Source organism: Streptomyces sp. NPDC031379 (assembly GCF_055569615.1).
Map to the genome: position 1 here is coordinate 78,509 of NZ_JBVIIT010000008.1, position 25,417 is coordinate 103,925.

The following is a 25,417-nucleotide window of genomic DNA, read 5'->3' on the forward strand; positions in this document are numbered from 1 at the left end:
GGGGCCGTCAGGACCAGGGGGCCCTGCTCCGTGAGGGCGACCGAGTGCTCCCAGTGGGAGGACCAGGTGCCGTCCGTGGTGATGACCGTCCAGTCGGACAATCCTAGACGCCGCTCTCGCGGGCTCGGCGCCTGGAGCGCCTCACAGGCTTCGAGCGGCTGCGCCGGCCTCCGGCCGGCGGTCGCAGGGGCGCGCCGTCGTCAGGCCAGGGGGTCGGGCGCCGCGGTCACCCCGTACTCGGCGAGCTTCGCCCTGCCGCCGTCCGGGGCCGTCAGGACCAGGGGGCCCTGCTCCGTGAGGGCGACCGAGTGCTCCCAGTGGGAGGACCAGGTGCCGTCCGTGGTGATGACCGTCCAGTCGTCCTGGAGGACCTCGGTCTTCGGGGTGCCGAGGGAGACCATCGGCTCGATCGCGAGGCAGAAGCCGGGGACCAGCTTGGGGCCCTTGCCGCGACGGCGGTCGACGTAGTTCAGCAGGTGCGGGTCCATGTGCATCTCGGTGCCGATGCCGTGGCCGCCGTAGTCCTCGATGATGCCGTAACGGCCGCCGCCGGGCTTCGGCTGGCGGCGGATGTACGTCTCGACGGCCCGGGAGATGTCGACGAGCCGGTTGCCCTGCTTCATGGCCGCGATACCGGCCCACATGGACTCTTCCGTGACTCGGGACAGCTCTACCAGCTCCGGAGCGTGACCGGAGCCCACGAAGGCCGTGTAGGCGGCGTCACCGTGCCAGCCGTCGACGATCGCGCCGCAGTCGATGGAGATGATGTCGCCGTCCTTGAGGACGACGTCCTCCGAAGGGATGCCGTGGACGACCACGTCGTTGACCGAGGTGCAGATCGTCGCCGGGAAGCCGCCGTAACCCAGGAAGTTCGACTTGGCACCGTGCTCGGCGAGGACCTTGCGGGCGACCTCGTCCAGATCCCTGGTGGAGGCGCCGGGAACGGCGGCTTCACGCGTGGCCGCGTGGATGGCGGCTACGACCAGGCCCGCCGCACGCATCTTGGCGATCTGCTCGGGGGTCTTGATCTGCACCATGGGGGCCTACGCTCTCCGTCGCTCTCGTCGGCTGGGTTACCTGTACAACAGTACGGCCGCGGCGCCCTGGGAGTCCCCCGGACCAGGTCCGGAGAAGGGCACCGCGGCCGGAAGAACCGCGATCTACTTGTCGGCCTTCTCGCGCTTCAGCGCCTCCAGCGCCCGCTGCGTGATCTCGTCCACCGGACCCAGGGAGGAGATCGTCACGACCAGGCCCTGCGCCTTGTAGTAGTCGATGATCGGCTCGGTCTGCGTGTGGTAGACCTCCAGCCGCTTGCGGACCGTGTCCTCGGAGTCGTCGTCGCGCTGGTACAGCTCGCCGCCGCAGACGTCGCAGACGCCCTCCTGCTTCGGCCGGCTGTACGTCACGTGGAAGACGTGCGAGGAGTCGTTGCGGCAGATGCGCCGGCCGGCGATCCGCTTGACGACCTCGGCCTCGGGGACCTCCAGGTCCAGGACGGCGTCCAGCGTGATGCCCTCGGTCTGCAGCAGCTGGTCCAGCGCCTCCGCCTGCGAGACGTTGCGCGGGAAGCCGTCCAGCAGGAACCCGCCCTGGGCGTCCGGCTGCTCCATGCGGTCCTTGGCCATCGCGATGGTGACCTCGTCGGGCACGAGATTGCCCGCGTCCATGTAGGACTTCGCGAGCTTGCCCAGCTCGGTCTGCTGGCTGATGTTGGCGCGGAACAGGTCGCCCGTGGAGATGTGCGGAACGGCCAGCTTCTCTGCGAGCCGGACGGCCTGCGTTCCCTTACCGGCACCCGGCGGACCGACGAGGACGATACGCATCAGCGGAGGAACCCTTCGTAATTGCGCTGCTGGAGCTGGCTCTCGATCTGCTTCACCGTCTCAAGACCCACACCCACGATGATCAGGATGCTGGTCCCGCCGAAGGGGAAGTTCTGGCTTGCATTGAAGCCGACCAACGCCATTGTCGGTACGAGAGCGATCAGACCCAGATACAGCGAACCCGGCCAGGTGATCCGGTTGAGCACGTAGCTGAGGTACTCAGCGGTCGGTCGGCCAGCCCGGATGCCCGGGATGAAGCCACCATACTTCTTCATGTTGTCGGCGACTTCCTCGGGGTTGAAGGAGATCGCCACGTAGAAGAACGCGAAGAAAACGATGAGCAAGAAGTACATAGTGATGTAAATCGGGTGGTCGCCCTTGGTCAGGTTCTGCTCGACCCAGGTCTTCCAGCCCGACTTGCCCCCGGCGAACTGCGCGATCAACGCCGGAATGTAGAGCAGCGACGAGGCGAAGATGACAGGAATCACACCTGCCTGGTTCACCTTGAGCGGGATGTACGTGGACGTACCGCCGTAGGAGCGACGGCCGATCATGCGCTTCGCGTACTGCACCGGGATGCGGCGCTGGGCCTGCTCGACGAAGACGACGAGCCCGACCATGACCAGGCCGACCAGGATCACGGTGCTGAACTCGATCCAGCCGCCGGCCAGGGTGCCCTGCTTCTTGATGGCCCACAGCGCGGACGGGAACGTGGCGGCGATCGAGATGAACATCAGGATCGACATGCCGTTGCCGATGCCGCGGTCGGTGATCAGCTCACCGAGCCACATCACGACGGCCGTACCGGCGGTCATGCAGATGACCATGGTGATCGTGGTGAAGATCGCCTGGTCCGGGACGATGCTCGTGGCGACCGAGCATCCGTTGAACAGCGCGCCGCTGCGGGCGGTGGCGACCAGGCCGGTGCCCTGAAGGATGGCGAGCGCCACGGTCAGGTAGCGGGTGTACTGCGTGATCTTCGCCGTGCCTGCCTGGCCTTCCTTCTTCAGGGCTTCCAGGCGAGGGATGACCACGGTCAGCAGCTGAAGGATGATGCTGGCCGTGATGTACGGCATGATGCCGAGCGCGAAGACCGTGATCTGCAGCAGCGCACCACCGCTGAACATGTTCACGAGGCCGAACAGGCCCTGGTTGCCCTGTGCCTCGTTCACACAGGTCTGGACGGCCTTGTAGTTGACGCCGGGGATCGGGATGTGGGTACCGACCCGGTAGACCACGATGATGCCCAGCGTGAAGAGCAGCTTCTTGCGCAGGTCGGGCGTCCTGAACGCCCGGGCGAACGCGGTGAGCACGGTGCCTCCTGCGACCCCCGCGCAACTGCGTCAAGGGTGACGGTCTTGAGGTTCGACGAATAGGTAACGGTCAACTGCCGCTCAGGGTGCCCCATGGGAAGCACCCAGTGAAAGTGGGCAGTGCAGGCCACCTTACCGGCGAGAGCACCGCCCTAGGAACGACCGACCGGGGATACCCCATTTGTGGGGTATCCCCGGTCGGGATCGCTCACGTCATCGAGGCGCCTGAGGGACTCAGACCAGCTCGGTGACCGTACCGCCGGCGGCGGTGATCTTCTCCTTGGCGGAGCCGGAGACGGCGTCGACCGTCACCTGCAGCGCCACGGAGATCTCGCCCTGGCCGAGGACCTTGACGAGGCTGTTCTTGCGAACGGCACCCTTGGCCACCAGACCCTCGACCGTGACCTCGCCACCCTCGGGGTAGAGCGCGGCCAGCTTGTCGAGGTTCACGACCTGGAACTCGGTCTTGAACGGGTTCTTGAAGCCCTTCAGCTTCGGGAGGCGCATGTGGAGCGGCATCTGGCCACCCTCGAAGCGCTCCGGAACCTGGTAACGGGCCTTCGTACCCTTGGTACCACGACCGGCCGTCTTACCCTTCGACGCCTCACCACGACCGACACGGGTCTTGGCGGTCTTGGCGCCCGGGGCGGGACGGAGGTTGTGGATCTTGAGCGGGTTCTGCTCCGCCATGATCAGTCGACCTCCTCGACCGTCACGAGGTGGCGGACGGTGTGCACCATGCCGCGGAACTCGGGGCGGTCCTCCTTGACGACCTGCGTGTTGATGCCCTTGAGACCAAGGGAGCGCAGGGTGTCGCGGTGGTTCTGCTTGCTGCCGATGTAGGACTTGACCTGCGTGATCTTGAGCTGAGCCATCACGCACCCGCCCCGGCACGCGCACGCAGCAGGGCCGCGGGGGCGACGTCCTCGAGCGGCAGACCACGGCGGGCCGCGACCTCCTCGGGACGCTGCAGACCCTTCAGGGCCTCCACGGTCGCGTGCACGATGTTGATCGCGTTGTCGGAGCCGAGCGACTTCGACAGGATGTCGTGGATACCGGCGCACTCGAGCACGGCACGCACCGGACCACCGGCGATAACACCGGTACCGGGGGACGCGGGCTTGAGCAGCACGACGCCGGCAGCCTTCTCACCCTGGATCGGGTGCGGGATGGTGCCCTGGATACGGGGGACCTTGAAGAAGTGCTTCTTGGCCTCCTCAACACCCTTGGCGATGGCGGCCGGCACCTCCTTGGCCTTGCCGTAACCGACACCCACGGTGCCGTCACCGTCGCCCACCACGACCAGCGCGGTGAAGCTGAAGCGACGACCACCCTTCACAACCTTGGCGACGCGGTTGATCGCGACAACGCGCTCAACGTACGCGGTCTTCTCGGCGGCAGCAGCGCCGCCGTCACGGCCCTTCCGGTCCCGCCGCTCGCCGCCACCGGCACCGCCACCGCGGCGCTGGGGTCCAGCCATTGGAATTACCTCTCTCTGTTTCCGCTAGCTACGGCAGGCTCAGAACTTGAGCCCGGCTTCGCGGGCGGCGTCCGCCAGGGCGGCGATGCGCCCGGCGTACTGGTTGCCACCACGGTCGAACACGACAGCCTCGACACCGGCGGCCTTGGCGCGCTCGGCGACCAGGGCGCCGACCTGCTTGGCCTGCGAGGACTTGTCGCCCTCGCCACCGCGGACGGACGCGTCCAGGGTGGACGCGGACGCCAGGGTGTGGCCCTTGAGGTCGTCGATCACCTGCGCCACGATGTGGCGGTTGGAGCGGGTCACGACCAGACGGGGACGCTCCGCCGTACCGGCGATCCGCTTGCGGATCCGGATGTGACGGCGCTTGATCGCGGCGCGCTTGTAGGCGTCGCCCTTGAGGATCTTCTGCCCGTATGCCATGGCTTACTTACCCGCCTTTCCGACCTTGCGGCGGATGACTTCGCCCTCGTACTTGACGCCCTTGGCCTTGTACGGGTCGGGCTTGCGCAGCTTGCGGATGTTGGCCGCAACCTCGCCGACCTTCTGCTTGTCGATGCCCTCGACCTGGAAGCGGGTCGGGGTCTCCACCTTGAAGGTGATTCCCTCGGGCGCCTCGACGACGATCGGGTGGCTGTAGCCGAGCGCGAACTCGAGGTTCGAACCCTTGGCCGTCACGCGGTAACCGACACCGCTGATCTCGAGCTTCTTCACGTAACCCTGGGTCACGCCGGTGATCATGTTCGCCACCAGCGTGCGGGACAGGCCGTGCAGGGCCTTGTTCTGACGCTCGTCGTTGGGACGGGTCACCTGGAGGGTGCCGTCCTCAGCCTTGACGATGTCGATCGGCGCGACGACGGTGTGCGTCAGGGTGCCCTTGGGTCCCTTGACCGCGACCGTACGGCCGTCGATGGTGACGTCCACGCCGGCGGGAACCGTGATGGGGAGCTTGCCAATACGCGACATAGCTGTTTCCTCCGTTCCCTTCCGTTACCAGACGTAGGCGAGAACTTCTCCGCCTACGCCCTTCTTGCCGGCCTGCTTGTCGGTGAGGAGCCCGTGGGACGTGGAGATGATCGCCACGCCGAGGCCGCCGAGCACCTTGGGCAGGTTGGTGGACTTCGCGTACACCCGGAGACCGGGCTTGGAGATCCGCTTGATGCCCGCGATGGAGCGCTCACGGTTCGGGCCGAACTTCAGCTCGAGAACGAGGTTCTTGCCGACCTCGGCGTCCTCGACCTTCCAGCCCGTGATGAAGCCCTCCTGCTGGAGGATCTCCGCGATGTGCGACTTGATCTTCGACGCCGGCATCGTCACGGAGTCGTGGTATGCCGAGTTCGCGTTACGCAGACGCGTAAGCATGTCTGCGATCGGATCAGTCATGGTCATGAATTGGCCTTCGGCCTCTCTCGCCGGGGTTTCCTGGTGCGCCATCCCTCTCCCCGATCCGAGACGGGACGGGTGCGGCGCGGTGGACCTACGGCGTAGTAAGTCGTACGGGCATGGCAGACGCCCAACCCCACAAGCCTACGGCATGCGGAGAAGGGCCTCTGCCGACCCAGATGCTTACCGAGAGCTTCCGGAATCCCTAAAAGCCGGGACTACCAGGAGCTCTTGGTCACGCCCGGCAGCTCGCCACGGTGAGCCATCTCACGAAGGCACACGCGGCAGAGGCCGAACTTGCGGTACACGGAGTGCGGGCGGCCGCAGCGCTGGCAGCGGGTGTAGCCACGCACACCGAACTTGGGCTTACGAGCAGCCTTGGCAATCAGAGCCTTCTTCGCCATCTCGCTCACGCCTCCTTGAACGGGAAGCCGAGGTGACGAAGGAGCGCACGGCCCTCAGCGTCGTTGGTCGCCGTGGTCACCACGGTGATGTCCATACCCCGGGTGCGGTCGATCTTGTCCTGGTCGATCTCGTGGAACATGACCTGCTCCGTGAGACCGAAGGTGTAGTTGCCACGGCCGTCGAACTGCTTGGGGGACAGGCCGCGGAAGTCGCGGATGCGCGGCAGCGCGAGCGACAGGGTGCGGTCCAGGAACTCCCACATGCGGTCGCCACGAAGCGTGACGTGAGCACCGATCGGCTGGCCCTCACGCAGCTTGAACTGCGCGATGGACTTGCGGGCCTTGGTGACGGCCGGCTTCTGACCGGTGATCGTCGTGAGGTCGCGGATGGCGCCCTCGATCAGCTTGGAGTCGCGGGCGGCGTCGCCCACACCCATGTTGACCACGATCTTGACGAGGCCGGGAACCTGCATGACGTTCTCGTACTTGAACTCGTCACGCAGCTTGCCCGCGATCTCCTCGCGGTACTTCTGCTTCAGACGCGGAGTGGTGGTGGTAGCCATCAGATGTCCTCACCCGTCCGCTTGGCAACGCGGATCTTGTTGCCTTCGTCGTCGAAGCGGTAACCGACACGCGTGACGACCTTGTTGCCGTCCTTCTCCACGACGAGCTGAACGTTGCTCACGTGGATCGGGGCTTCGGTGGTCACGATGCCGCCGGCCTGGGAACCGCTGGCGGTCGGGCCGGCCTTGGTGTGCTTCTTGACCCGGTTGACACCCTCGACCAGGACACGCTCTTCGCGCGGGTAAGCGGCAATGACCTTGCCCTGCTTGCCCTTGTCCTTGCCGGTGATGACCTGGACCAGGTCGCCCTTCTTGATCTTCATGCTTACAGCACCTCCGGCGCGAGCGAGATGATCTTCATGAACTTCTTCTCGCGCAGCTCACGGCCGACCGGGCCGAAGATACGGGTGCCGCGAGGGTCGCCGTCGTTCTTCAGAATGACGGCGGCGTTCTCGTCGAAGCGGATGTACGAGCCGTCCGGACGGCGGCGCTCCTTGACGGTGCGAACGATGACCGCCTTGACGACGTCACCCTTCTTCACGTTGCCACCGGGGATCGCGTCCTTGACGGTGGCGACGATGACGTCACCGATGCCCGCGTAGCGGCGACCGGAGCCACCGAGCACACGGATGCAAAGGATCTCCTTCGCACCAGTGTTGTCGGCGACGCGCAGTCGCGACTCCTGCTGGATCACGTCTATCTCCTGTTTGTCTGCCGGTTCCCGGCCGGGGTTCCTTCACGGAACCCCGGCCGAGCCTGGCGGAACTGACCTGCGAGGTTAGCCCCGCAGGAAATTACTTGGCCTTCTCGAGGATCTCGACGACGCGCCAGCGCTTCGTCGCGGACAGCGGCCGGGTCTCCATGAGGAGGACACGGTCGCCGACACCCGCAGCGTTCTGCTCGTCGTGCGCCTTGAGCTTGTTCGTACGGCGGATGACCTTGCCGTACAGCGCGTGCTTGACGCGGTCCTCGACGGCGACGACGACGGTCTTGTCCATCTTGTCGCTGACGACGAGACCCTCGCGGGTCTTGCGGAAGCCGCGCGCCTCGGTGTTCTCAGTCACGTTGTTCTCGCTCATCAGGCGTTCTCCACCGTTTCGATGCCCAGCTCACGCTCGCGCATCAGGGTGTAGATCCGCGCGATGTCCTTGCGGACCGCCTTCAGACGGCCATGGTTCTCAAGCTGACCAGTCGCCGCCTGGAAGCGGAGGTTGAACAGCTCTTCCTTGGCCTCGCGGAGCTTCCCCAGAAGCTCCTCGTTGCCCAGCTCGCGCAGCTCGGACGCCTTGGTACCGGCCGACATCACGCTTCACCTGCCTCGCGCTTGACGATCCGGCACTTCATCGGCAGCTTGTGGGCTGCGCGAGTCAGGGCCTCACGGGCGATCTTCTCGTTGGGGTACGACAGCTCGAACATCACGCGTCCGGGCTTGACGTTGGCGATCCACCACTCCGGAGAACCCTTACCGGAACCCATGCGGGTCTCGGCAGGCTTCTTGGTGAGGGGACGGTCCGGGTAGATGTTGATCCAGACCTTGCCACCACGCTTGATGTGACGCGTCATGGCGATACGAGCGGCCTCGATCTGACGGTTCGTCACGTACGCCGGGGTGAGCGCCTGGATGCCGTACTCGCCGAACGCAACCGTCGTGCCACCCTTGGCAGCGCCGCTGCGCTTCGGGTGGTGCTGCTTGCGGTGCTTGACCCTACGGGGGATCAGCATTTCGGTCAGGCCTCCGTTCCGGTGCTCTCAGCCGGAGCGGACGCGGGAGCCTCGGCCTTGGGGGCCTCGGCGCCGGCAGCCTGCTGCGGCTTGCGACCGCGCCGCTCGCCACCACGGCCACCACGGGCCGGGCGGTCGGCACCACCACGGGCCGGGCGGTTACCCGCACGGGCCGCAGCGTTCTCGGCGCGGACCTCGGCGATGTTCTTGACGTCGCCCTTGTAGATCCAGACCTTCACACCGATGCGGCCGAAGGTCGTCTTGGCCTCGAAGAAGCCGTAGTCCACGTTCGCACGGAGCGTGTGCAGGGGCACACGGCCCTCGCGGTAGAACTCCGAGCGGGACATCTCGGCGCCGCCGAGGCGGCCGCCGCACTGGATCTTGATGCCCTTGGCGCCGGCCTTCATCGCCGACTGCATGCTCTTACGCATGGCGCGGCGGAAGGAGACGCGGGAGGAGAGCTGCTCGGCAACGGCCTGGGCAACCAGCTGAGCGTCGGTCTCGGGGTTCTTGACCTCGAGGATGTTCAGCTGGACCTGCTTGCCCGTGAGCTTCTCGAGGTCGCCGCGGATGCGGTCGGCCTCGGCGCCACGGCGGCCGATGACGATGCCCGGACGAGCGGTGTGGATGTCCACACGCACGCGGTCACGGGTGCGCTCGATCTCAACCTTCGAGATACCGGCGCGCTCCATGCCGGACGTCATCATCCGACGGATGGCGACGTCTTCCTTGACGTAGTCCTTGTACAGCTTGTCGGCGTACCACCGGGACTTGAAGTCCGTGGTGACACCGAGCCGGAACCCATGCGGGTTAACCTTCTGGCCCATTACCGGGTTCCTTCCTTGCTGCTGACGACCACGGTGATGTGGCTGGTCCGCTTGCGGATCCGGTAGGCACGGCCCTGGGCGCGCGGCCGGAACCGCTTCAGGGTCGGGCCCTCGTCGACGTACGCCTCGGAGATGAAGAGGCTGTCGGCGTCGGTGTGGTCGTAGTTGTGCGCGGCGTTGGCGATGGCGCTGTCGAGCACCTTGCCGACGGGCACGGAGGCGGCCTGCGGAGCGAATCGCAGGACCGCCTGAGCCTCCGTGGCGTCCATGCCACGGATAAGGTCCACCACGCGGCGGGCCTTCATGGGCGTAACGCGGATGTACCGCGCCTGGGCCCTGGCTTCCATGGTTGTCCCTCTCAGTTACTTACGTGTCTGAATGCGATCCGCGGTTAGCGGCGCTTCGACTTCCGGTCGTCCTTGACGTGACCCCGGAAGGTGCGCGTCGGCGAGAACTCGCCGAGCTTGTGACCGACCATCGACTCGGTGACGAACACCGGGATGTGGGTCTTGCCGTTGTGCACCGCGAGCGTGTGGCCCAGCATGGCCGGGACGATCATCGAGCGGCGGGACCAGGTCTTGATGACGTTCTTGGTGCCGGCTTCGTTCTGGGCGTCCACCTTCTTGATCAGGTGGTCGTCGACGAAGGGCCCCTTCTTCAGGCTACGAGGCATCTCAACCCGTCCTTAGCGCTTCTTGTTCGTCTTGCGGCGGCGGACGATGTACTTGTTCGACGCCTTCTTGGGCGAACGAGTACGGCCTTCCTTCTTGCCCCACGGGGACACAGGGTGGCGACCACCGGAGGTCCGGCCCTCACCACCACCGTGCGGGTGGTCGACCGGGTTCATGACGACACCACGGACGGTCGGGCGAACGCCCAGCCACCGCTTACGGCCGGCCTTACCCCAGTTGATGTTGCTCTGCTCGGCGTTGCCGACCTCACCGATGGTGGCGCGGCAGCGGACGTCGACCAGGCGGATCTCACCGGACGGCATGCGGAGGTGGGCCATCGAGCCCTCCTTCGCGAGCAGCTGCACGGAGGCACCGGCGGAGCGGGCGAACTTGGCACCGCCACCGGGACGGAGCTCGATCGCGTGGATCGTGGTACCGACCGGGATGTTGCGGAGGGCCAGGTTGTTGCCCGGCTTGATGTCGGCCCCGGGACCGTTCTCGACGCGGTCACCCTGCTGCAGGTTGCGCGGGGCGAGGATGTAGCGCTTCTCGCCGTCGGCGTAGTGCAGCAGCGCGATGCGCGCGGTGCGGTTGGGGTCGTACTCGATGTGCGCGACCTTCGCCGGCACGCCGTCCTTGTCGTGACGACGGAAGTCGATCACACGGTAGGCGCGCTTGTGTCCGCCACCCTGGTGGCGAACGGTCACACGACCGGCGTTGTTACGGCCGCCCTTGCTGTGCAGGGGGCGGACCAGCGACTTCTCCGGCGTGGACCGCGTGACCTCGACGAAGTCGGCGACGCTGGCGCCACGACGGCCCGGCGTAGTCGGCTTGTACTTGCGGATTCCCATTTCTCAGTCCTCGTCCGATATCGGACGATCCGGACCGCCCTTAGGCGGTCGGACCGCCGAAGATGTCGATACGGTCGCCCTCGGCGAGGGTCACGATCGCGCGCTTGCTGCCGGCACGCTGACCGAAGCCGGTCTTGGTGCGCTTGCGCTTGCCCTGGCGGTTGATCGTGTTGACCCCGGTGACCTTGACCGAGAAGACCGCCTGGACGGCCTGCTTGATCTGGGTCTTGTTGGCGTTCGGGTCGACGATGAACGTGTACTTGTTCTCGTCGAGGAGCGCGTAGCTCTTCTCCGAGACGACCGGCTTGAGCAGCACGTCACGGGGGTCCGTGTACGACTTGCTCAGCGGGGTCTCGACGGTGTTCTTGCCCTCGGTGGCGTGGCGACGCGCCTTGGCGACGCGCGCGGCCTTGGCGGCCTTGGCGGCCTTCGAGGCGATGCTCGGGTGACGCGTAGCCATCAGGCCTCGCTCCCTTCGGTGTCATTGGCCTTCGGGCCGGACACGAAGGACTCGAAAGCGGCCTGGGTGAAGACCACGTCGTCCGAGACGAGAACGTCGTACGTGTTCAGCTGGCCCGGCTCCAGGATGTGGACCTGGGGCAGGTTGCGGGCGGACAGCCACGCGGCCTCGTCGGCGCGCTCGACGACCAGGAGCAGGTTCTTGCGCTCCGAGATCTTGCCGAACAGGCTCTTGGCGGCCTTGGTGGACGGGTTCGCACCCTCGACCACGCCGGAGACGACGTGGATGCGGTTGTGACGCGCCCGGTCGGTGAGGGCGTGGCGCAGGGCCGCGGCCTTCATCTTCTTCGGGGTCCGCTGCGAGTAGTCACGCGGCACGGGACCGTGCACGACGCCACCACCGGCGAACTGCGGCGCACGCGTCGAACCCTGACGGGCGCGACCGGTGCCCTTCTGGCGGTACGGCTTGCGGCCACCACCACGGACCTCGCCACGGGTCTTGGTCTTGTGCGTGCCCTGGCGGGCAGCAGCCAGCTGCGCGACGACGACCTGGTGGATCAGCGGGATGCTGATCTTCTCGACGTCGAAGATCTCCGCGGGGAGCTCGACGGAACCGGCCTTCTCGCCCGCCGGCGAAAGGATGTCAACAGTGCTCATCGGTTACCTCAGGCCCCCTTGGCCGCGGTGCGGACCAGGACGAGGCCGCCGTTCGGACCGGGAACCGCGCCCTTGATGAGCAGCAGACCCTTCTCCGCGTCAACGGCGTGGACGGTCAGGTTCTGGGTGGTGACCCGCTCGTTGCCCATGCGACCCGCCATGCGGAGGCCCTTGAACACGCGACCCGGGGTGGCGCAGCCACCGATGGAACCGGGCGAGCGGTGCTTGCGCTGGGTGCCGTGTCCGGCGCCGAGGCCCTTGAAGTTGTGACGCTTCATGACACCGGCGAAGCCCTTGCCCTTGCTCTTGCCGGTCACGTCGACCTTGATGCCGGCCTCGAACACCTCGGCGGTGATCTCCTGGCCGAGGGTGTACTCGCTGGCGTCAGCGGTACGGATCTCGACGAGGTGGCGGCGGGGAGTGACGTCGGCCTTGGCGAAGTGGCCCTTGAGGGGCTTGTTCACCTTGCGCGGGTCGATCTCGCCGAAAGCGATCTGGACGGACTCGTAGCCGTCGACATCGTTCGTACGGACCTGGGTGACGACGTTGGGGCCGGCCTTGACGACGGTGACCGGAACAACACGGTTGTTCTCGTCCCACACCTGCGTCATGCCGAGCTTCTCGCCCAGGATGCCCTTGATCTGCTTAGCCATTCTCAGCTCACCGACCCTCAGAGCTTGATCTCGATGTCGACACCGGCCGGGAGGTCGAGTCGCATCAGAGAGTCAACGGTCTTGGGGGTGGGGTCGAGAATGTCGATCAGGCGCTTGTGCGTGCGCATCTCGAAGTGCTCGCGCGAGTCCTTGTACTTGTGCGGCGACTTGATGACGCAGTACACGTTCTTCTCAGTGGGCAGCGGCACCGGGCCCGCGACCGACGCACCAGTGCGGGTCACCGTCTCGACGATCTTCTTCGCCGAGGAGTCGATGACCTCGTGGTCGTAGGCCTTGAGCCGGATGCGGATCTTCTGTCCCGCCATGGCTACTCAGTAGTCCTGTCTCTCTTACGCTCCGGAACCCGGTGGTTCCGCCTTTCCTTCTCCGACCCACGCGGTCGGGCGTGTCGCGCTCCCGCTGACACAGATGCCCCTTGTTCGAACATCCCTGCGGGGAATGCACACGGCCCTTCCGGAACCGCAAGCCGAGGGCGGAAGGCCCACCGGGTGCCTGGTCGGTGCCGCGCTGACACTTCCCGGAAGATTCCCGTACGTCCGCCCCAGTGCTGCCATCAGGCAGTTAGGGCGACGAGTACTGTGGGACTCGCTTCCGGTCCTCCCGGCGGGAGGCGCGCAGCATCAACACTCGACCGAGCAACCCCGCTAGTCTGCCATATGGGGCAGGGGCCTGGCCAATCGAGCCGAAGAGATTACCCCGAAGGTGACGTAGGTCAAACCGGGGCGCCCGGAGGACGGCCGGCACCTCACGACCGGGATGCCATGCGCACGTCAGTGCAGCCACGCTGCTTCGCCTCGTGGGCGGCGAACGCCGTCAGCGCGGATGCGGCGAAGGACGGGGAGTAGTGCGGGACCGGGTAGCTGTCGGTGTCCCGGTCGTAGAGGTGGTAGAGCACGAACACCGCTTCCTGGGCCGACCCCGGGCACCTGGCAGTGGCCAGGGCGTAGTCGTCGTCGCGGCCGGGGAGCCCGGCCGCCCGGAAGTCCTTGGCCACTGCGCCGTAGTACGCGTACAGGCCGTAGCCCGGCTTTCCGGCCCGGGTGAAGAGGTAGCAGTTGACCTGCGGCGCGTCGGCGTCCGTGGGGTAGGCGACGAATTCGGGCGTACCGGCGCCGGACGCCCGGCCGGCGAGCCCCCGCAGCGCGACGCAGGAGCCCTGGGCCCGTGCGAGTGGCCGGGGGTCCGCCTTCCCGCCCGTGGACGGGAGGGACACCCGGGTGAGCTGCCTGCCTCCCTCGGCCCGGCACCCGAGCTTCGCCGACGCCTTCAGCGCCGTCTCGGTGGTCACCCGGCCCAGTCCGGTGAGGACGGGACCGCTCTCCTCGGCGTCCCGCGGCCACTCGATCAGGTCGCCGTACGCGAGCAGGGCCCTGTTCCTGTCGTCCCGGCAGTCGAGCGCGACCACCACCTGCGCGCTCCCGTCGTAGCGGACGATGCCCGGCCAGCCGTTGCCGAGCGGCGCCGCCTGCCCCTTGATCCCCTCGGAGTTCCTGCCGAACGGCGCGAGGGCCTCGGACGGGGCCGACCGATCGCTCCAGCGGAGCCTGATCTGCAGCGCACCACCGTGCCGGCCGGTGTCGGGCCTGTTGACCAGGCAGGCGATCGGGTAGTCCGGGTCGTGATCGGCCCTGGCCCGCACGTGCGAGGAGTTCAGGGCGTCGCCGAGTCCTCCCTGGGCCAGAGTGCCGTCGCAAGCCGAGTCCAGGGAACGCTGGTCCCGCCAGGAGGCGTAGTAGCCCGTGCTGTAGAGCACCTGGGCCACGATCGCCAGCGTCAGCAGGAGCCCGCCCGCTGACCAGCCGGCCAGGCGCCGTCGTCGGCTTGCAAAGAACTTCATCGTGCTCTTCCTGTCGTGGGCGGTGGTCCGCCCCGGCGTCACCGGTCGGCTCGGAGGACGTCGAGCGCCCGGTCACGGCCGTAGTCGTAGTCGCCCTGGCCGGTGTGCACCCACTGCTTCGTCCAGTCGCTGTTGATGTCATGACCGCGGCTGTGCCCCCACATCCGGACCATGTTCTCCACGTCGTGCTGTCCGGCCGCGTAGAGCTTCACGTTGTCGTCCGTGGCCTTGAGGTTCGCCTCGGCGGTGTGCTCCTTGTTGGACTCGTACGTCCACAGGTCGACGGTCCTCGTGGCGACGTCCCCGACCGGGCCGAGGTCGGACACCGGATTGAACATCAGGGCCGTGCTGAGCGAGCTGCTGATGCCGTGGTTGAAGTCGGCGGCCCACTGGGTCTTGTCGAACCGCTCGTCGAAGATGATGTCGGCGCGGACCCCGTCGTAGGCGCCCATGGCCCGGGAGCAGTCGCTGATGCGGTTGCCGATCTGGGTCTTCCCGGCGTCCTGCGGCAGCCCCTCGAGTATGTCGTGCGCATGGCGTTGCTCGGCCCCGTAGAGGTGCCCGAAGGCCGCGGGATCGTCGGCGACGCCCCGCATCACCTTGGTGAGGTAGTCCCGTGCGACGGTGACGTGCGCCCCGTCCTTGTCGCTCCAGACCGACCCCGCGGTGCCGGGGGAGATCTCGTAGCGGGAGTCCGACTGCGCGTTGATCTCGTGGGTGTCGGGCGTGTACGACGTCAGGATGTGCGCCAGCGGGACCGTCAGGTTCTTGGGCAGTTTCTGCGCCTGGTCCGACGTGTTCAGGGTGTCGATGGTGTGCTGCAGGATGCGGGCCTGTGATTCGGTGTGGGGGGTGGCCGCGTGGTAGGAACCCGGCGCCTCCCCGGTCGTCGCCGCCTCCAGGGCCGCGCCGAAGCCCGTGCGGACGTCGCCGTCCTCCGCCATGACGGGCATGCCGGTCGTCGTGCCGCCCGGCGGGGTCGCGAAGTGGTCGACGACCGTGTCCCAGTCCCGTCCGTGGAGCAGGTACTGCAGGTTGTCGTTGTGGGCCGGGTCCAGGTACGCGGTGCTGGTCTTCGGGTCGTGGGACATGATGCCGAGCACGCCGTCCAGCGGGTCGTTGGCGAACCAGCCGCGGTCCTCGCCGCTGAACGTGTCCCGCAGGGCCCAGATGGACTGGGTGTTGCCCTTGGCCGTGTACGACTCCTCCGCGTGCCGGATGTCGTCCGCGGTGTCCTCGAGGAACGGGCCGGAGTAGCCGTTCCCCTGCTGCATCAGCGTGACGAGGCTCTGGTAGCCGCGGACCTTCTCGTCCGGGAGGGGGCTGAGGCCGTCGACCTTGAACTGCTCGGTTCCCGCCTTGCGCATGTCCGCGCGGAAGTCCTTGTAGAAGGACGAGTGCGGGTCCTGGGTCGCGGTCGCCAGCGTGCCGGCGAGGCCCTTCTGGATGTCCAGGTACTGCCCGCCGTGCTTCTTGTCGTCGTAGTGGGCGAGGCTGTCGAGGCTGTTGGAGAGCTGCAGCGTGCCCCGGGCGCCGAGGTCGTCCAGCAGGGTCTGGCTGAAGGCCTTGTCGCCGGAGTTGTCGTGGAAGAGCCGCTGCAGTTCCTTGTAGTCGCTCGCGGTCGCCTTGCCGGAGTTGACGCGGGTGGCGATGTCCTTGGCCTCGTCCGCCTCGTACTTCTCGATGTCGCCCTGCGCCTTGCCGTTGAACCCGCCGAACGTGCCGTCGGCGGTGTCGGAGTCGACCACCACGGCGTGGAAGGCGATCTCGACGCCCTTGTCGGCGTCGTCGACGTCCTTCACGCACTGGTCGATCCGGGCCTGCCAGGAGGCGACGGCCGTACGGACGCTCTGCTGGTAGTCGGGGTCGTGGGCCAGCGCCTGACGGTCCCCCTGGCTGAGCTTGCCGGTGTCGTACGAGACCACGCCCTGGTCCGAGACCTTCATGCCCTTGGCCACGGCGTCGTCGCGGGCCGACTCCAGCCTCTTGCGCAGGTCCACGAACTGCGTGTGCGCGTCCCGGAAGAGCGAGGCGATCGCCTTCGCCTCCGTCTGGGCCTTCTGGAACTCCTTCAGCGTGATGTCGAACCGCGCGTTGGCGGCGCTCGCGCTCAGGCCCTGCCAGGTCGGCGCGAGCGAGATCCCGTGCACGTCGCGCCGGTAGGTGGTCTCCTGCGTGTGGAAGCCCTCGGCCACGGCGTCCCAGTGCTCGGCGGCCGTGCCGAGCGTGGACAGGTCGGTGGCCAGGATCTCGTGGTAGCTCGGCATGGTTCCCCGTTGAGTGAAGCGATGGTGTTCCGGCGGCGGTCGGGCGCCGGCTCAGTACCCGTCGAGCGCGGACGAGGTGCGGACGCCGGACGCGACGCCGAGGTCCGTTCCCGACAGCACGGTGTTCGTGCCGCGCAGGGACGCCTTCTCCGACGACAGCCGGGTCATCAGGGTCTGGACCTGCTCGCCCCAGGTCTTGAGCGCCTTGCCGACGGCGGCGGACGTGACCCAGCCGTGCCCGTCCTTCGCGTCGAACGCCTTCACCACCGCGTTCGTCTGCTCGTCGGCGGCGTCACCGGCCTTCTTGGTGCCGGGTTCGATGTTCTGCTCGATCGAGTTCGCCGCGGCGCGTTTCTCGGCGGGCGAGGAGGCGAGGTCCGGCCCGCCTCCGCCGCTGGACCCGCCGCCGCCCGGGTCCGCCGGGTACTGGTTCAGCCGCATCCCTACGGCCTGTTCACCGCCACTTCCTGCCATGATGCAACCCCCGTGTGCGTCTCTGGCGTGCCCGCGTCACGCTAACAACGCCGAGCAGAACAAGGGCAGTTGACCCCCTCCCTCCTGGCCTTTCTTTAACCGTCCATGGCTCGCCGATGGGGCGCGGTTGACGTTGGCCCGCAGAACCCCCGGCCTCCTCGCCGCGCCCGCCCGCTACAGCCGCCGGCTCTCCAGCGGGCCCAGGTACAGCGCCGGCAGACCCCCCGTGTCGATCAGGAGCCGTTGCAGCACGACCGTCGGATCCACCATCCAGAACGTCAGCCGGTGGACGCCGGCCTTCCGCAGGGTGTGCCGCGTCGCCGTCGCGTTGATGTTGTCCGAGGTGTTCCTCGCCCAGATCGCGTTCAGGAGCCCGTCGTCGGCGCCCGCGGTGATGTCCACCGACTGGGGGTCGGCGTCGTCGAAGGACACCGCGTAACGCAGACCCCCGGTCGGCAGTGCCGGATTGCGGGGGGACAGGTACGCCCACACCGTCACCTCACCCGGCCCCGTCAGCAGACTCACCTCGTACTCCAGCCGAGGGGACGACGGTCCGCCGGGCGTCCGGCGGGGTGAGGTGACCGGCCACGGGGTCATTCCCGCGCCCGTCCGGCCGATACCGTCCAGTCGCCGCCACTCTCCCACCGCGCGGTCGTAGTGCTCCGCGTCGATCGCCAGGTACCCGCCGGCCTCGACGAACCCGCGCAGTCCCCTCCGTGACGGCTTCTGCGCCACGCACCCGACCCGCACCGACGCCCCCGCCCCGGTCACCGTCAGCGCCCCCTCCGAGCGGCCCGCCGGCGCCCGGGACCAGTCCACCCCGACCTCCACCCGGACCTGCTGCCCCACCCGCCCCCGCGGCCGGTCCACCAGGAGCCACGGCACCGAGGTCTCCACCTCGTAGTCGAAGGGGGTGCGGCCCCGGTTGAAGATCTCCACGTACTGCTGGGGGCGGGTCTGGTGCGGGCTGAAGGGCGGCAGCGACGCCTCACCCGTCGCGCCCCCCGGCCACCACTCCCCCGCGTCCTCCGCACCGTCGACCGACACCCCCAGCTCCGCGGCCGCCGGCAGGTCGATCCGGCGCACCGCCGGGAAGAGCACGTCGGGCAGCGCCACGTTGTCCTTCTCCGGCTGCTGCCAGCCCGCGTCGGGGCCGTAGCGGTCGACGTCCCCGTAGTCGATGTGCGGCTGGGTCTGGAATCCCCGCCATTTGCCGCCGGCCACCGAGGAGTTGAACCGGTCCGTCAGGGCGAGGTCCCGTGCCAGGGCGGCCTCCGCGGCGGCCGCGCGGTCGTTCGTCGCCGCGCGGCCCTGCCGGGCGTAGAGGAGGTTGGTGAACTCGGCCTCGCGCAGGGCGTAGAGGTTCGCGGTCGCCGTCACCTCGTAGCCGACCAGCTCGAACCACGCGTCCTGCCGTTCCGCGGGCAGCCGGCGGGCGATCCGTTCCGCCCGCCGCCCCAGCCGCCGCCACTCCCCTGTCACCCGCTCCAGCTCGCGGTGCGCGAAGTAGTAGGGGGACCGCTGGTCGTCGTTGACCACCTGGCCGCCGGACAGGGTGATCCGGCGGTTCAGCAACTCGGGTTTGCGGCGTGCCTGGAGGCGGCCGTAGGCCGCCAGCACGTCCGCGACGTCCCTGGCCGCGGCCTCGCCGAAGTTCTGGCGGGCGTAGCGCTCCTCCCAGTCGCCGAGCCGTTCGAGCGGCCATCTCGAGGGGTTCCAGGCGTAGCCGAGGAAGAACTCCGTGGGGAGTTCGTTGCCCTTCAGGTCGCCCACGTTCGCCACCCACAGCCCGTGGTTGCCGTACGCGTGCGCCTGGTGGAGCTGGTCCCAGACGTTGCGGAGGTTGGCGGTGTCGACCCACTTGTAGTTGCGGCCGGCGCCGACGTAGTCGAAGTGGTAGTAGAGGCCGAAGCCGCCGCTCCGGGAACCGTCGGGATGCTTGCGGATGTTGCCCCAGTTGTCGTCCGTGAGGACCACCGTGACGTCGTCCGGTGCGCGCAGGCCCCGGTCCCAGTACCGCTGCACCTCCTTGTACAGCGTCCACACCTGCGGTGTCTGCGCCGCGGGCCGTCCCGTCACCTCCTCGATGATCCGGCGCTGATCCGTGATGATCTCCTGCATCAGCTCGATGCCGTCGCCGTCGGGGAGACCGGTGTCGCCGTTGCCGCGCATACCGAGCGTCACGACCCCCTCGAAGCCCTGGTCCACCATCCGCTGGATGCCCTCACGCCAGTACTTCCTGATCGCCTCCGCGTTGCGGCGGTACGACCACTCGCCGGTGCCCCCGTAGGGGTCGTGGCCGGAGCCGGCGTGCCGGTTCCACTCCTCGATGCCCCGCATCATCGGCGCCTCGTGGGATGTGCCCATGACGATGCCGTACTCCGCGGCCCGCCGGTGGTTGTCCGGGTCGTCCTCCGCGAAGGCCCGCCCCCAGACCGCCGGCCACAGGTAGTTCCCCTTCAGCCGCAGCAGGACCTCGAAGACCTTCGCGTAGAAGTCCGCGGTGAAGCCGCCGGGATACCCCGGGGCCTTCCCCGGGCCGAAGTACGCCGGCGCCCAGGTCCCGAGGGCCGGGTTCTCGTCGTTGACGAAGATGCCCCGGTACTTCACCGCCGGCGCGCCCTGGCTGAACCGGCCCGGCCGCACCCACACCGCCTCGCGCCGCACCGGCGGCACGTCGTCCCACCAGTGCCAGGGCGAGACCCCGATGCCGTACGAGACGTCGTACGCCCCGAAGATCGTGCCCCGCGGATCGCTGCCCGCGATGACGAAGGCCCGCTCCACCCCCGGCATCGGGTGCTCCACGACCGTCTGCAGCGAGGTCTCCCACTCCCCGCGCACGCCCGTGGCGTCGAGCTTCCCGGAACGCACCAGGCCGTCGATCAGCGGACTGCGGCCGATCGTGCCGAGCAGCACCGGGAGGCGGCCGATCGTGGAGCCGGGGCGCACGCCCGTCACCCGGGCGAGGTCGTCGCGCAGGTCACCCGCGACCCGCACGACACCGGGATGGTCCTCGGAGCTGACCACCACGGGCGCCCCGACCAGGGAGAACGCCCCGCCCGTGAAGGAGATGTACGCCCCCGGCTCCGTCACCCGGAGCCCCTCCCCGGCGGCGGACGCGGTCCCCGAAGCCCCCGCGGCCAGCCCGGTGGCCAGGACTGCCCCGCCCAGTACCGTCCTGCGGCTGACGTGCACAGACGACATACGTCACCCCTCCAGCTCCTATTTGCTCAGCGGCATGACAAATAGTGGAGGGAGGGAGCGGTGGGGGGAACGGGTCGTACGCGCCGAATAGTTTCGGGCCGCGACCCCGCGGGCCACGGCCCTCGGCCCGCGCCGCACGAAGCCGGTGTCGGGGCGGCCGGCCGGTGTCAGGGGCGGCCAGTAGCCTCCGGCCATGACCCGCACGACACCGCCGCGCCCCCTCGACATCACCGCCGTCTTCCCCGAGCTGGCCCCGCTCGCCCGGTCCGCCGTACGGCTGCATCCACGAGCCGGCGCGCCGACCGCGGCACACAGTTCCCTCGGCGGCCCGCTGCTCTGGCCGGCCGAGGAGGCCTGGCCGGTCTGCCCGGAGCATGCCGGTCCCTGGCACCGGGGTCTGGACCCCGACGACGTACGGCAGAGCCGGCGGGTGCTGCGCGAGGCGTGGGCCCGGCCTCGCCCGGAGGGTGCCGACCTGCTCACCGAGGAGGAGGAAGCCGTGGTCGACCGGGGCCGGAAGGCGGTGCGCATACCCCAGGACGGGCCGGTGCCGATGGTGCCGGCGCTGCAGATCCACGCGGCCGACCTGCCGGCGCTGCCCCGCCCCGAGGGCACCGATCTGCTCCAGGTGCTGTGGTGCCCGTGCGACCACGCCCCGGACCATCTGCCCCGCGTCGAGCTGCGCTGGCGGGACTCCGCCGGCATCGGCACGCCGCTCGGCACACCCCCGCGGCCCGCGGTGATCGGTAACGACGACTACCTGCCCGAGCCCTGCCTGCTGCACCCGGAAACCGTCACCGAGTACCGGCCCCGCACGAGCTGCCCGAGGAACTGGCGGACCGGATCGAGGCCTGGGAGGAGGGGCTGGAGGACGAGCGCGTCTGCTACCAGTACGACCTCGCCGTGGCACCCGGCACCAAGCTCGGCGGGCACGCGCCCTGGAGCTTCTCCGACCCGTATCCCATGGCCTGTACCGAGTGCGGCTCGGCCGTGCGGCCCCTGCTCACCTTCGACGGCGCCGAGTGGGACGGCGGCAGCGGGAGCTGGCGCCCGCTGGAGGACGCCGGTTACACCGGCCTCCACTTCCTCGGCCCGGCCCTGGAGACCGGACTCGACTTCGGCCGGGGGTACGGCATGCAGCTGTACGTGTGCGAGGCGTCGTACGCCCATCCGCCCCTGCGCTCCCTGCAGTGAGCGGCCCCGGAAGACCCTGGAAGACCCCGGAAGAACCCGGGAACAGCAGAAGAGGCCCGTACGACCGAAGTCGTACGGGCCTCTCCCAGGTCTGAGACCTTCAGGTCAGCTGGTGACCCGCAAGCAAGCGAACTTACTTGACGATCTTGGTGACCTGGCCGGCGCCCACGGTGCGGCCACCCTCACGGATGGCGAACTTCAGGCCCTCTTCCATGGCGACGGGCTGGATGAGCGACACCGTCATCTCGGTGTTGTCGCCCGGCATGACCATCTCGGTGCCCTCGGGGAGGGTCACGACGCCGGTCACGTCCGTCGTACGGAAGTAGAACTGCGGACGGTAGTTGTTGAAGAACGGCGTGTGGCGGCCACCCTCGTCCTTGGACAGGATGTAGGCCTGCGCCTCGAACTCGGTGTGCGGGGTGACCGAGCCCGGCTTGATGATGACCTGGCCGCGCTCGACGTCCTCGCGCTTGATGCCACGGAGGAGCAGACCGACGTTCTCACCGGCCTGGCCCTCGTCGAGCAGCTTGCGGAACATCTCGATGCCGGTGACCGTGGTGGTGGTCTTCTCGGTCTTGATGCCGATGATGTCCACGGTCTCGTTGACCTTGAGGATACCGCGCTCGATACGACCGGTGACGACGGTGCCACGACCGGTGATCGTGAAGACGTCCTCGATCGGCATGAGGAACGGCTTGTCGACGTCGCGCTCCGGCTGCGGGATCGACTCGTCGACGGCCTTCATCAGGTTGAGGACGGAGTCCACCCACTGCTGCTCGCCCTCGAGGGCCTTGAGCGCGGAGACCTGGACGACCGGAACGTCGTCGCCGGGGAACTCGTACTCGGTGAGGAGCTCACGGACCTCGAGCTCGACGAGCTCCAGGATCTCCTCGTCGTCCACCATGTCGGCCTTGTTCAGGGCGACGACGATGTACGGAACGCCGACCTGGCGGGCCAGGAGCACGTGCTCCTTGGTCTGCGGCATCGGGCCGTCGGTGGCGGCGACCACCAGGATCGCGCCGTCCATCTGCGCGGCACCGGTGATCATGTTCTTGATGTAGTCCGCGTGACCCGGGCAGTCGACGTGGGCGTAGTGACGCGCCTCGGTCTGGTACTCGACGTGCGCGATGGAGATGGTGATACCGCGCTGACGCTCTTCGGGCGCCTTGTCGATGTTGTCGAACGGGGTGGCCTCGTTCAGGTCCGGGTACGCGTCGTGCAGCACCTTGGTAATGGCGGCCGTGAGGGTCGTCTTACCGTGGTCGATGTGACCGATGGTGCCGATGTTGACGTGCGGCTTAGTCCGCTCGAACTTCGCCTTCGCCACTGGGGTCCTCCTGTGGAGTGGTTCTGTACGCCTTACTTCATCGGCGCCAGGTGATCTTTGCTGTAAAGGCCCGGAACCCGGGGCAAACGCTCACGATTGCGGACGTTTGCCCCTCGAGGCTCCGGAGTCAAGCCTACGGCGTGTGAACGCGGTGCGTTACTCGCCCTTGGCCTTCGCGATGATCTCCTCGGCGACGTTCCGCGGAACCTCGGCGTAGGAGTCGAACTGCATCGAGTAGCTTGCGCGACCCGACGTCTTGCTGCGGAGGTCGCCGACGTAGCCGAACATCTCCGACAGGGGCACGAGGCCCTTCACGACGCGGGCACCAGCCCGCTCCTCCATGGCCTGGATCTGACCACGGCGGGAGTTGATGTCGCCGATGACCTCACCCATGTAGTCCTCGGGCGTGGTGACCTCGACGGCCATCATCGGCTCGAGCAGCACGGGGCTGGCCTTGCGCGCGGCCTCCTTGAAGGCCTGCGAACCGGCGATCTTGAAGGCCAGCTCGGAGGAGTCGACCTCGTGGTAGGCACCGTCGTGCAGGATCACGCGGACACCGGTCATCTCGTAACCGGCGAGGATGCCGAACTGCATGGCCTCCTGCGCACCGGCGTCGACCGAAGGGATGTACTCCTTCGGGATACGACCACCGGTCACCTTGTTCACGAACTCGTACGAGGTGTCGCCACCCTCGAGCGGCTCGATGCCGATCTGCACCTTCGCGAACTGACCGGTACCACCGGTCTGCTTCTTGTGGGTGTAGTCGACGCGCTCGACGGCCTTGCGGATCGTCTCGCGGTACGCCACCTGCGGCTTGCCGACGTTGGCCTCGACCTTGAACTCACGGCGCATACGGTCGACCAGCACCTCGAGGTGCAGCTCGCCCATACCACCGATGATGGTCTGGCCGGTCTCCTCGTCCGAGTGGACCTGGAACGACGGGTCCTCCTCGGCCAGGCGCTGGATCGCGACGCCGAGCTTCTCCTGGTCGCCCTTCGACTTGGGCTCGATGGCGACCTGGATGACCGGGGCCGGGAAGTCCATGGACTCCAGGATCACCGGGTTCTTGTCGTCGGACAGCGTCTCACCGGTGGTGGTCTGCTTCAGGCCCATGACGGCGACGATGTCGCCGGCGCCCACCGACTCGATCTCCTCACGCTTGTTGGCGTGCATGCGGTAGATCTTGCCGATGCGCTCCTTCTTGCCCTTGACGGAGTTCAGCACCGAGGTGCCGGACTCCAGGCGGCCCGAGTAGACCCGGACGAAGGTGAGCTTGCCGAGGTGCGGGTCGCTCATGATCTTGAACGCCAGCGCCGAGAGGGGCTCCTCGTCGGACGGCTTGCGCTTGACGACGACCTCGGCGTCCTTGACGTCGTGGCCCTCGATGGCCTCGATGTCGACCGGGGACGGCAGGTAGCGCACGACCGCGTCGAGCAGGGGCTGGACGCCCTTGTTCTTGAACGCGGTGCCGCAGAACACCGGGGTGACGGTGGTGCCGGTGCCCTTGCCGGACGCGATGGTGATACGACGGATCGCGGCGTACAGCTGCTCCACGGAAGGCTCTTCGCCCTCCAGGTACAGCTCCATGATCTCTTCGTCGTTCTCCGCGACGGCCTCGAGCAGCTTGCCGCGCCACTCCTCGGCAGCCTCGGTGTGCGTGGCCGGGATGTCGACGGTGTCGTACATCTCGCCCTTGGTGGCCTCGGCGGACCAGACCAGGGCCTTCATCGTCACGAGGTCGACGACGCCCTTGAAGTCGGCCTCGGCACCGATCGGCAGCTGCATGACGATCGGCTGAGCGCCCAGGCGGTCAGTGATCATGTCGACGCAGCGGTGGAACTCGGCACCGGTCCGGTCGAGCTTGTTGACGAAGCAGATACGCGGAACGCCGTAGCGGTCCGCCTGACGCCACACCGTCTCGGACTGCGGCTCAACGCCGGCGACGCCGTCGAACACCGTCACGGCACCGTCGAGCACGCGCAGGGAGCGCTCCACCTCGACGGTGAAGTCGACGTGACCCGGGGTGTCGATGATGTTGATCGTGTGGTCGACGTTCTCCAGCGGCCAGTGACAGGTGGTGGCAGCAGAGGTGATCGTGATGCCACGCTCCTGCTCCTGCTCCATCCAGTCCATGGTGGCAGCGCCGTCGTGGACCTCACCGATCTTGTAAGACACACCGGTGTAGAACAGGATCCGCTCGGTGGTGGTCGTCTTGCCCGCGTCGATGTGGGCCATGATCCCGATGTTGCGGACCTTGGCCAGGTCAAGTGAAGTGGTAGCCATAAGG

At 67.9% G+C, this 25,417-nt stretch carries 31 protein-coding genes and 1 pseudogene; 1 reads left to right on the forward strand and 31 read right to left on the reverse strand.

What is annotated here, in order from left to right:
* From ACZ5CW_RS13685 to ACZ5CW_RS13825, 29 genes and pseudogenes are all read right to left on the reverse strand, one after another.
* Positions 1-95: pseudogene (locus tag ACZ5CW_RS13685) on the reverse strand (type I methionyl aminopeptidase); the annotation flags it as partial.
* A gap of 105 nt (positions 96-200) precedes the next feature.
* Positions 201-1,037: a type I methionyl aminopeptidase gene (gene map / locus ACZ5CW_RS13690; RefSeq protein WP_468600736.1), complete on the reverse strand. Its 837-nt coding sequence runs from the start codon at positions 1,035-1,037 to the stop codon at positions 201-203.
* A gap of 123 nt (positions 1,038-1,160) precedes the next feature.
* Positions 1,161-1,823, reverse strand: coding sequence for an adenylate kinase (locus ACZ5CW_RS13695; RefSeq protein ID WP_468600738.1), 663 nt, complete (start codon positions 1,821-1,823; stop codon positions 1,161-1,163).
* A complete protein-coding gene (gene secY / locus ACZ5CW_RS13700) occupies positions 1,823-3,136 on the reverse strand; it encodes a preprotein translocase subunit SecY (RefSeq protein WP_468600740.1) in 1,314 nt (437 codons plus the stop codon). The genes ACZ5CW_RS13695 and secY overlap by 1 nt, the downstream gene beginning before the upstream one ends.
* Positions 3,137-3,370: 234 nt before the next feature.
* Positions 3,371-3,826, reverse strand: a complete 456-nt coding sequence (rplO, locus tag ACZ5CW_RS13705; RefSeq protein ID WP_023547373.1) for a 50S ribosomal protein L15 — start codon at positions 3,824-3,826, stop codon at positions 3,371-3,373.
* A gap of 2 nt (positions 3,827-3,828) precedes the next feature.
* Complete coding sequence (gene rpmD, locus ACZ5CW_RS13710) at positions 3,829-4,011, reverse strand: 50S ribosomal protein L30 (RefSeq protein WP_003974250.1); 183 nt, start codon at positions 4,009-4,011, stop codon at positions 3,829-3,831.
* The gene (gene rpsE / locus ACZ5CW_RS13715; RefSeq protein WP_015658456.1) at positions 4,011-4,616 is read right to left on the reverse strand and encodes a 30S ribosomal protein S5; all 606 of its coding nucleotides are present in this window, start codon (positions 4,614-4,616) and stop codon (positions 4,011-4,013) included. The genes rpmD and rpsE overlap by 1 nt, the downstream gene beginning before the upstream one ends.
* 39 nt (positions 4,617-4,655) lie before the next feature.
* On the reverse strand, positions 4,656-5,039 hold the full coding sequence (gene rplR, locus ACZ5CW_RS13720; protein WP_067299854.1) for a 50S ribosomal protein L18: 384 nt from the start codon (positions 5,037-5,039) through the stop codon (positions 4,656-4,658).
* Between the two features lie 3 nt (positions 5,040-5,042).
* Positions 5,043-5,582, reverse strand: a complete 540-nt coding sequence (rplF, locus tag ACZ5CW_RS13725; protein WP_468600743.1) for a 50S ribosomal protein L6 — start codon at positions 5,580-5,582, stop codon at positions 5,043-5,045.
* 24 nt (positions 5,583-5,606) lie between these two features.
* Positions 5,607-6,005, reverse strand: a complete 399-nt coding sequence (gene rpsH, locus ACZ5CW_RS13730) for a 30S ribosomal protein S8 (RefSeq protein WP_007384075.1) — start codon at positions 6,003-6,005, stop codon at positions 5,607-5,609.
* Positions 6,006-6,217: 212 nt separating this feature from the next.
* Positions 6,218-6,403 (reverse strand): type Z 30S ribosomal protein S14, encoded by a 186-nt coding sequence (locus ACZ5CW_RS13735; RefSeq protein WP_003948630.1) that lies wholly within the window; start codon positions 6,401-6,403, stop codon positions 6,218-6,220.
* Positions 6,404-6,408: 5 nt separating this feature from the next.
* Positions 6,409-6,966, reverse strand: coding sequence for a 50S ribosomal protein L5 (rplE, locus tag ACZ5CW_RS13740; RefSeq protein ID WP_061920719.1), 558 nt, complete (start codon positions 6,964-6,966; stop codon positions 6,409-6,411).
* On the reverse strand, positions 6,966-7,289 hold the full coding sequence (rplX, locus tag ACZ5CW_RS13745) for a 50S ribosomal protein L24 (RefSeq protein ID WP_030930498.1): 324 nt from the start codon (positions 7,287-7,289) through the stop codon (positions 6,966-6,968). Before rplX ends, rplE begins: the two co-directional genes overlap by 1 nt.
* Before the next feature lie 2 nt (positions 7,290-7,291).
* Positions 7,292-7,660, reverse strand: coding sequence for a 50S ribosomal protein L14 (gene rplN / locus ACZ5CW_RS13750; RefSeq protein ID WP_003998823.1), 369 nt, complete (start codon positions 7,658-7,660; stop codon positions 7,292-7,294).
* A 100-nt stretch (positions 7,661-7,760) separates the two neighbouring features.
* On the reverse strand, positions 7,761-8,045 hold the full coding sequence (rpsQ, locus tag ACZ5CW_RS13755; protein ID WP_004984524.1) for a 30S ribosomal protein S17: 285 nt from the start codon (positions 8,043-8,045) through the stop codon (positions 7,761-7,763).
* Positions 8,045-8,269 (reverse strand): 50S ribosomal protein L29, encoded by a 225-nt coding sequence (gene rpmC, locus ACZ5CW_RS13760; protein ID WP_018564811.1) that lies wholly within the window; start codon positions 8,267-8,269, stop codon positions 8,045-8,047. Before rpmC ends, rpsQ begins: the two co-directional genes overlap by 1 nt.
* Positions 8,269-8,688 carry a 50S ribosomal protein L16 gene (gene rplP / locus ACZ5CW_RS13765; protein WP_030967307.1) on the reverse strand — a complete coding sequence of 140 codons (420 nt, stop codon included), beginning with the start codon at positions 8,686-8,688 and terminating at the stop codon, positions 8,269-8,271. The genes rpmC and rplP overlap by 1 nt, the downstream gene beginning before the upstream one ends.
* 5 nt (positions 8,689-8,693) lie before the next feature.
* Complete coding sequence (rpsC, locus tag ACZ5CW_RS13770) at positions 8,694-9,515, reverse strand: 30S ribosomal protein S3 (RefSeq protein ID WP_003998826.1); 822 nt, start codon at positions 9,513-9,515, stop codon at positions 8,694-8,696.
* Complete coding sequence (gene rplV, locus ACZ5CW_RS13775; protein WP_003974262.1) at positions 9,515-9,862, reverse strand: 50S ribosomal protein L22; 348 nt, start codon at positions 9,860-9,862, stop codon at positions 9,515-9,517. The genes rpsC and rplV overlap by 1 nt, the downstream gene beginning before the upstream one ends.
* A 44-nt stretch (positions 9,863-9,906) precedes the next feature.
* The gene (gene rpsS, locus ACZ5CW_RS13780) at positions 9,907-10,188 is read right to left on the reverse strand and encodes a 30S ribosomal protein S19 (protein ID WP_003992359.1); all 282 of its coding nucleotides are present in this window, start codon (positions 10,186-10,188) and stop codon (positions 9,907-9,909) included.
* A 12-nt stretch (positions 10,189-10,200) separates the two neighbouring features.
* On the reverse strand, positions 10,201-11,037 hold the full coding sequence (gene rplB, locus ACZ5CW_RS13785) for a 50S ribosomal protein L2 (protein ID WP_031167077.1): 837 nt from the start codon (positions 11,035-11,037) through the stop codon (positions 10,201-10,203).
* 40 nt (positions 11,038-11,077) lie between these two features.
* On the reverse strand, positions 11,078-11,497 hold the full coding sequence (gene rplW, locus ACZ5CW_RS13790; protein WP_145886671.1) for a 50S ribosomal protein L23: 420 nt from the start codon (positions 11,495-11,497) through the stop codon (positions 11,078-11,080).
* Positions 11,497-12,153, reverse strand: coding sequence for a 50S ribosomal protein L4 (rplD, locus tag ACZ5CW_RS13795; protein ID WP_468600747.1), 657 nt, complete (start codon positions 12,151-12,153; stop codon positions 11,497-11,499). The genes rplW and rplD overlap by 1 nt, the downstream gene beginning before the upstream one ends.
* An 8-nt stretch (positions 12,154-12,161) precedes the next feature.
* A complete protein-coding gene (rplC, locus tag ACZ5CW_RS13800; RefSeq protein ID WP_020135811.1) occupies positions 12,162-12,806 on the reverse strand; it encodes a 50S ribosomal protein L3 in 645 nt (214 codons plus the stop codon).
* A 17-nt stretch (positions 12,807-12,823) separates the two neighbouring features.
* Positions 12,824-13,132: a 30S ribosomal protein S10 gene (rpsJ, locus tag ACZ5CW_RS13805; RefSeq protein WP_003948644.1), complete on the reverse strand. Its 309-nt coding sequence runs from the start codon at positions 13,130-13,132 to the stop codon at positions 12,824-12,826.
* 440 nt (positions 13,133-13,572) lie between these two features.
* Entirely contained in the window at positions 13,573-14,664 is a 1,092-nt protein-coding gene (locus ACZ5CW_RS13810; RefSeq protein ID WP_468600750.1) for a hypothetical protein, read from the reverse strand.
* 38 nt (positions 14,665-14,702) lie between these two features.
* A complete protein-coding gene (locus ACZ5CW_RS13815) occupies positions 14,703-16,931 on the reverse strand; it encodes a hypothetical protein (protein WP_468600752.1) in 2,229 nt (742 codons plus the stop codon).
* A gap of 51 nt (positions 16,932-16,982) precedes the next feature.
* Entirely contained in the window at positions 16,983-17,405 is a 423-nt protein-coding gene (locus ACZ5CW_RS13820; protein WP_468600754.1) for a hypothetical protein, read from the reverse strand.
* 174 nt (positions 17,406-17,579) lie between these two features.
* Positions 17,580-20,609 (reverse strand): glycosyl hydrolase 115 family protein, encoded by a 3,030-nt coding sequence (locus tag ACZ5CW_RS13825; protein ID WP_468600756.1) that lies wholly within the window; start codon positions 20,607-20,609, stop codon positions 17,580-17,582.
* 903 nt (positions 20,610-21,512) lie between these two features.
* Between ACZ5CW_RS13825 and ACZ5CW_RS13830 the strand changes: the two genes are divergently transcribed.
* On the forward strand, positions 21,513-21,803 hold the full coding sequence (locus tag ACZ5CW_RS13830; protein WP_468600758.1) for a hypothetical protein: 291 nt from the start codon (positions 21,513-21,515) through the stop codon (positions 21,801-21,803).
* Between the two features lie 133 nt (positions 21,804-21,936).
* On the opposite strand, the gene tuf is transcribed toward ACZ5CW_RS13830, so the two are convergent.
* The gene (gene tuf / locus ACZ5CW_RS13835; protein ID WP_073901448.1) at positions 21,937-23,130 is read right to left on the reverse strand and encodes an elongation factor Tu; all 1,194 of its coding nucleotides are present in this window, start codon (positions 23,128-23,130) and stop codon (positions 21,937-21,939) included.
* A 156-nt stretch (positions 23,131-23,286) separates the two neighbouring features.
* On the reverse strand, positions 23,287-25,413 hold the full coding sequence (fusA, locus tag ACZ5CW_RS13840) for an elongation factor G (protein ID WP_468600761.1): 2,127 nt from the start codon (positions 25,411-25,413) through the stop codon (positions 23,287-23,289).
* Positions 25,414-25,417: the final 4 nt, after the last annotated feature.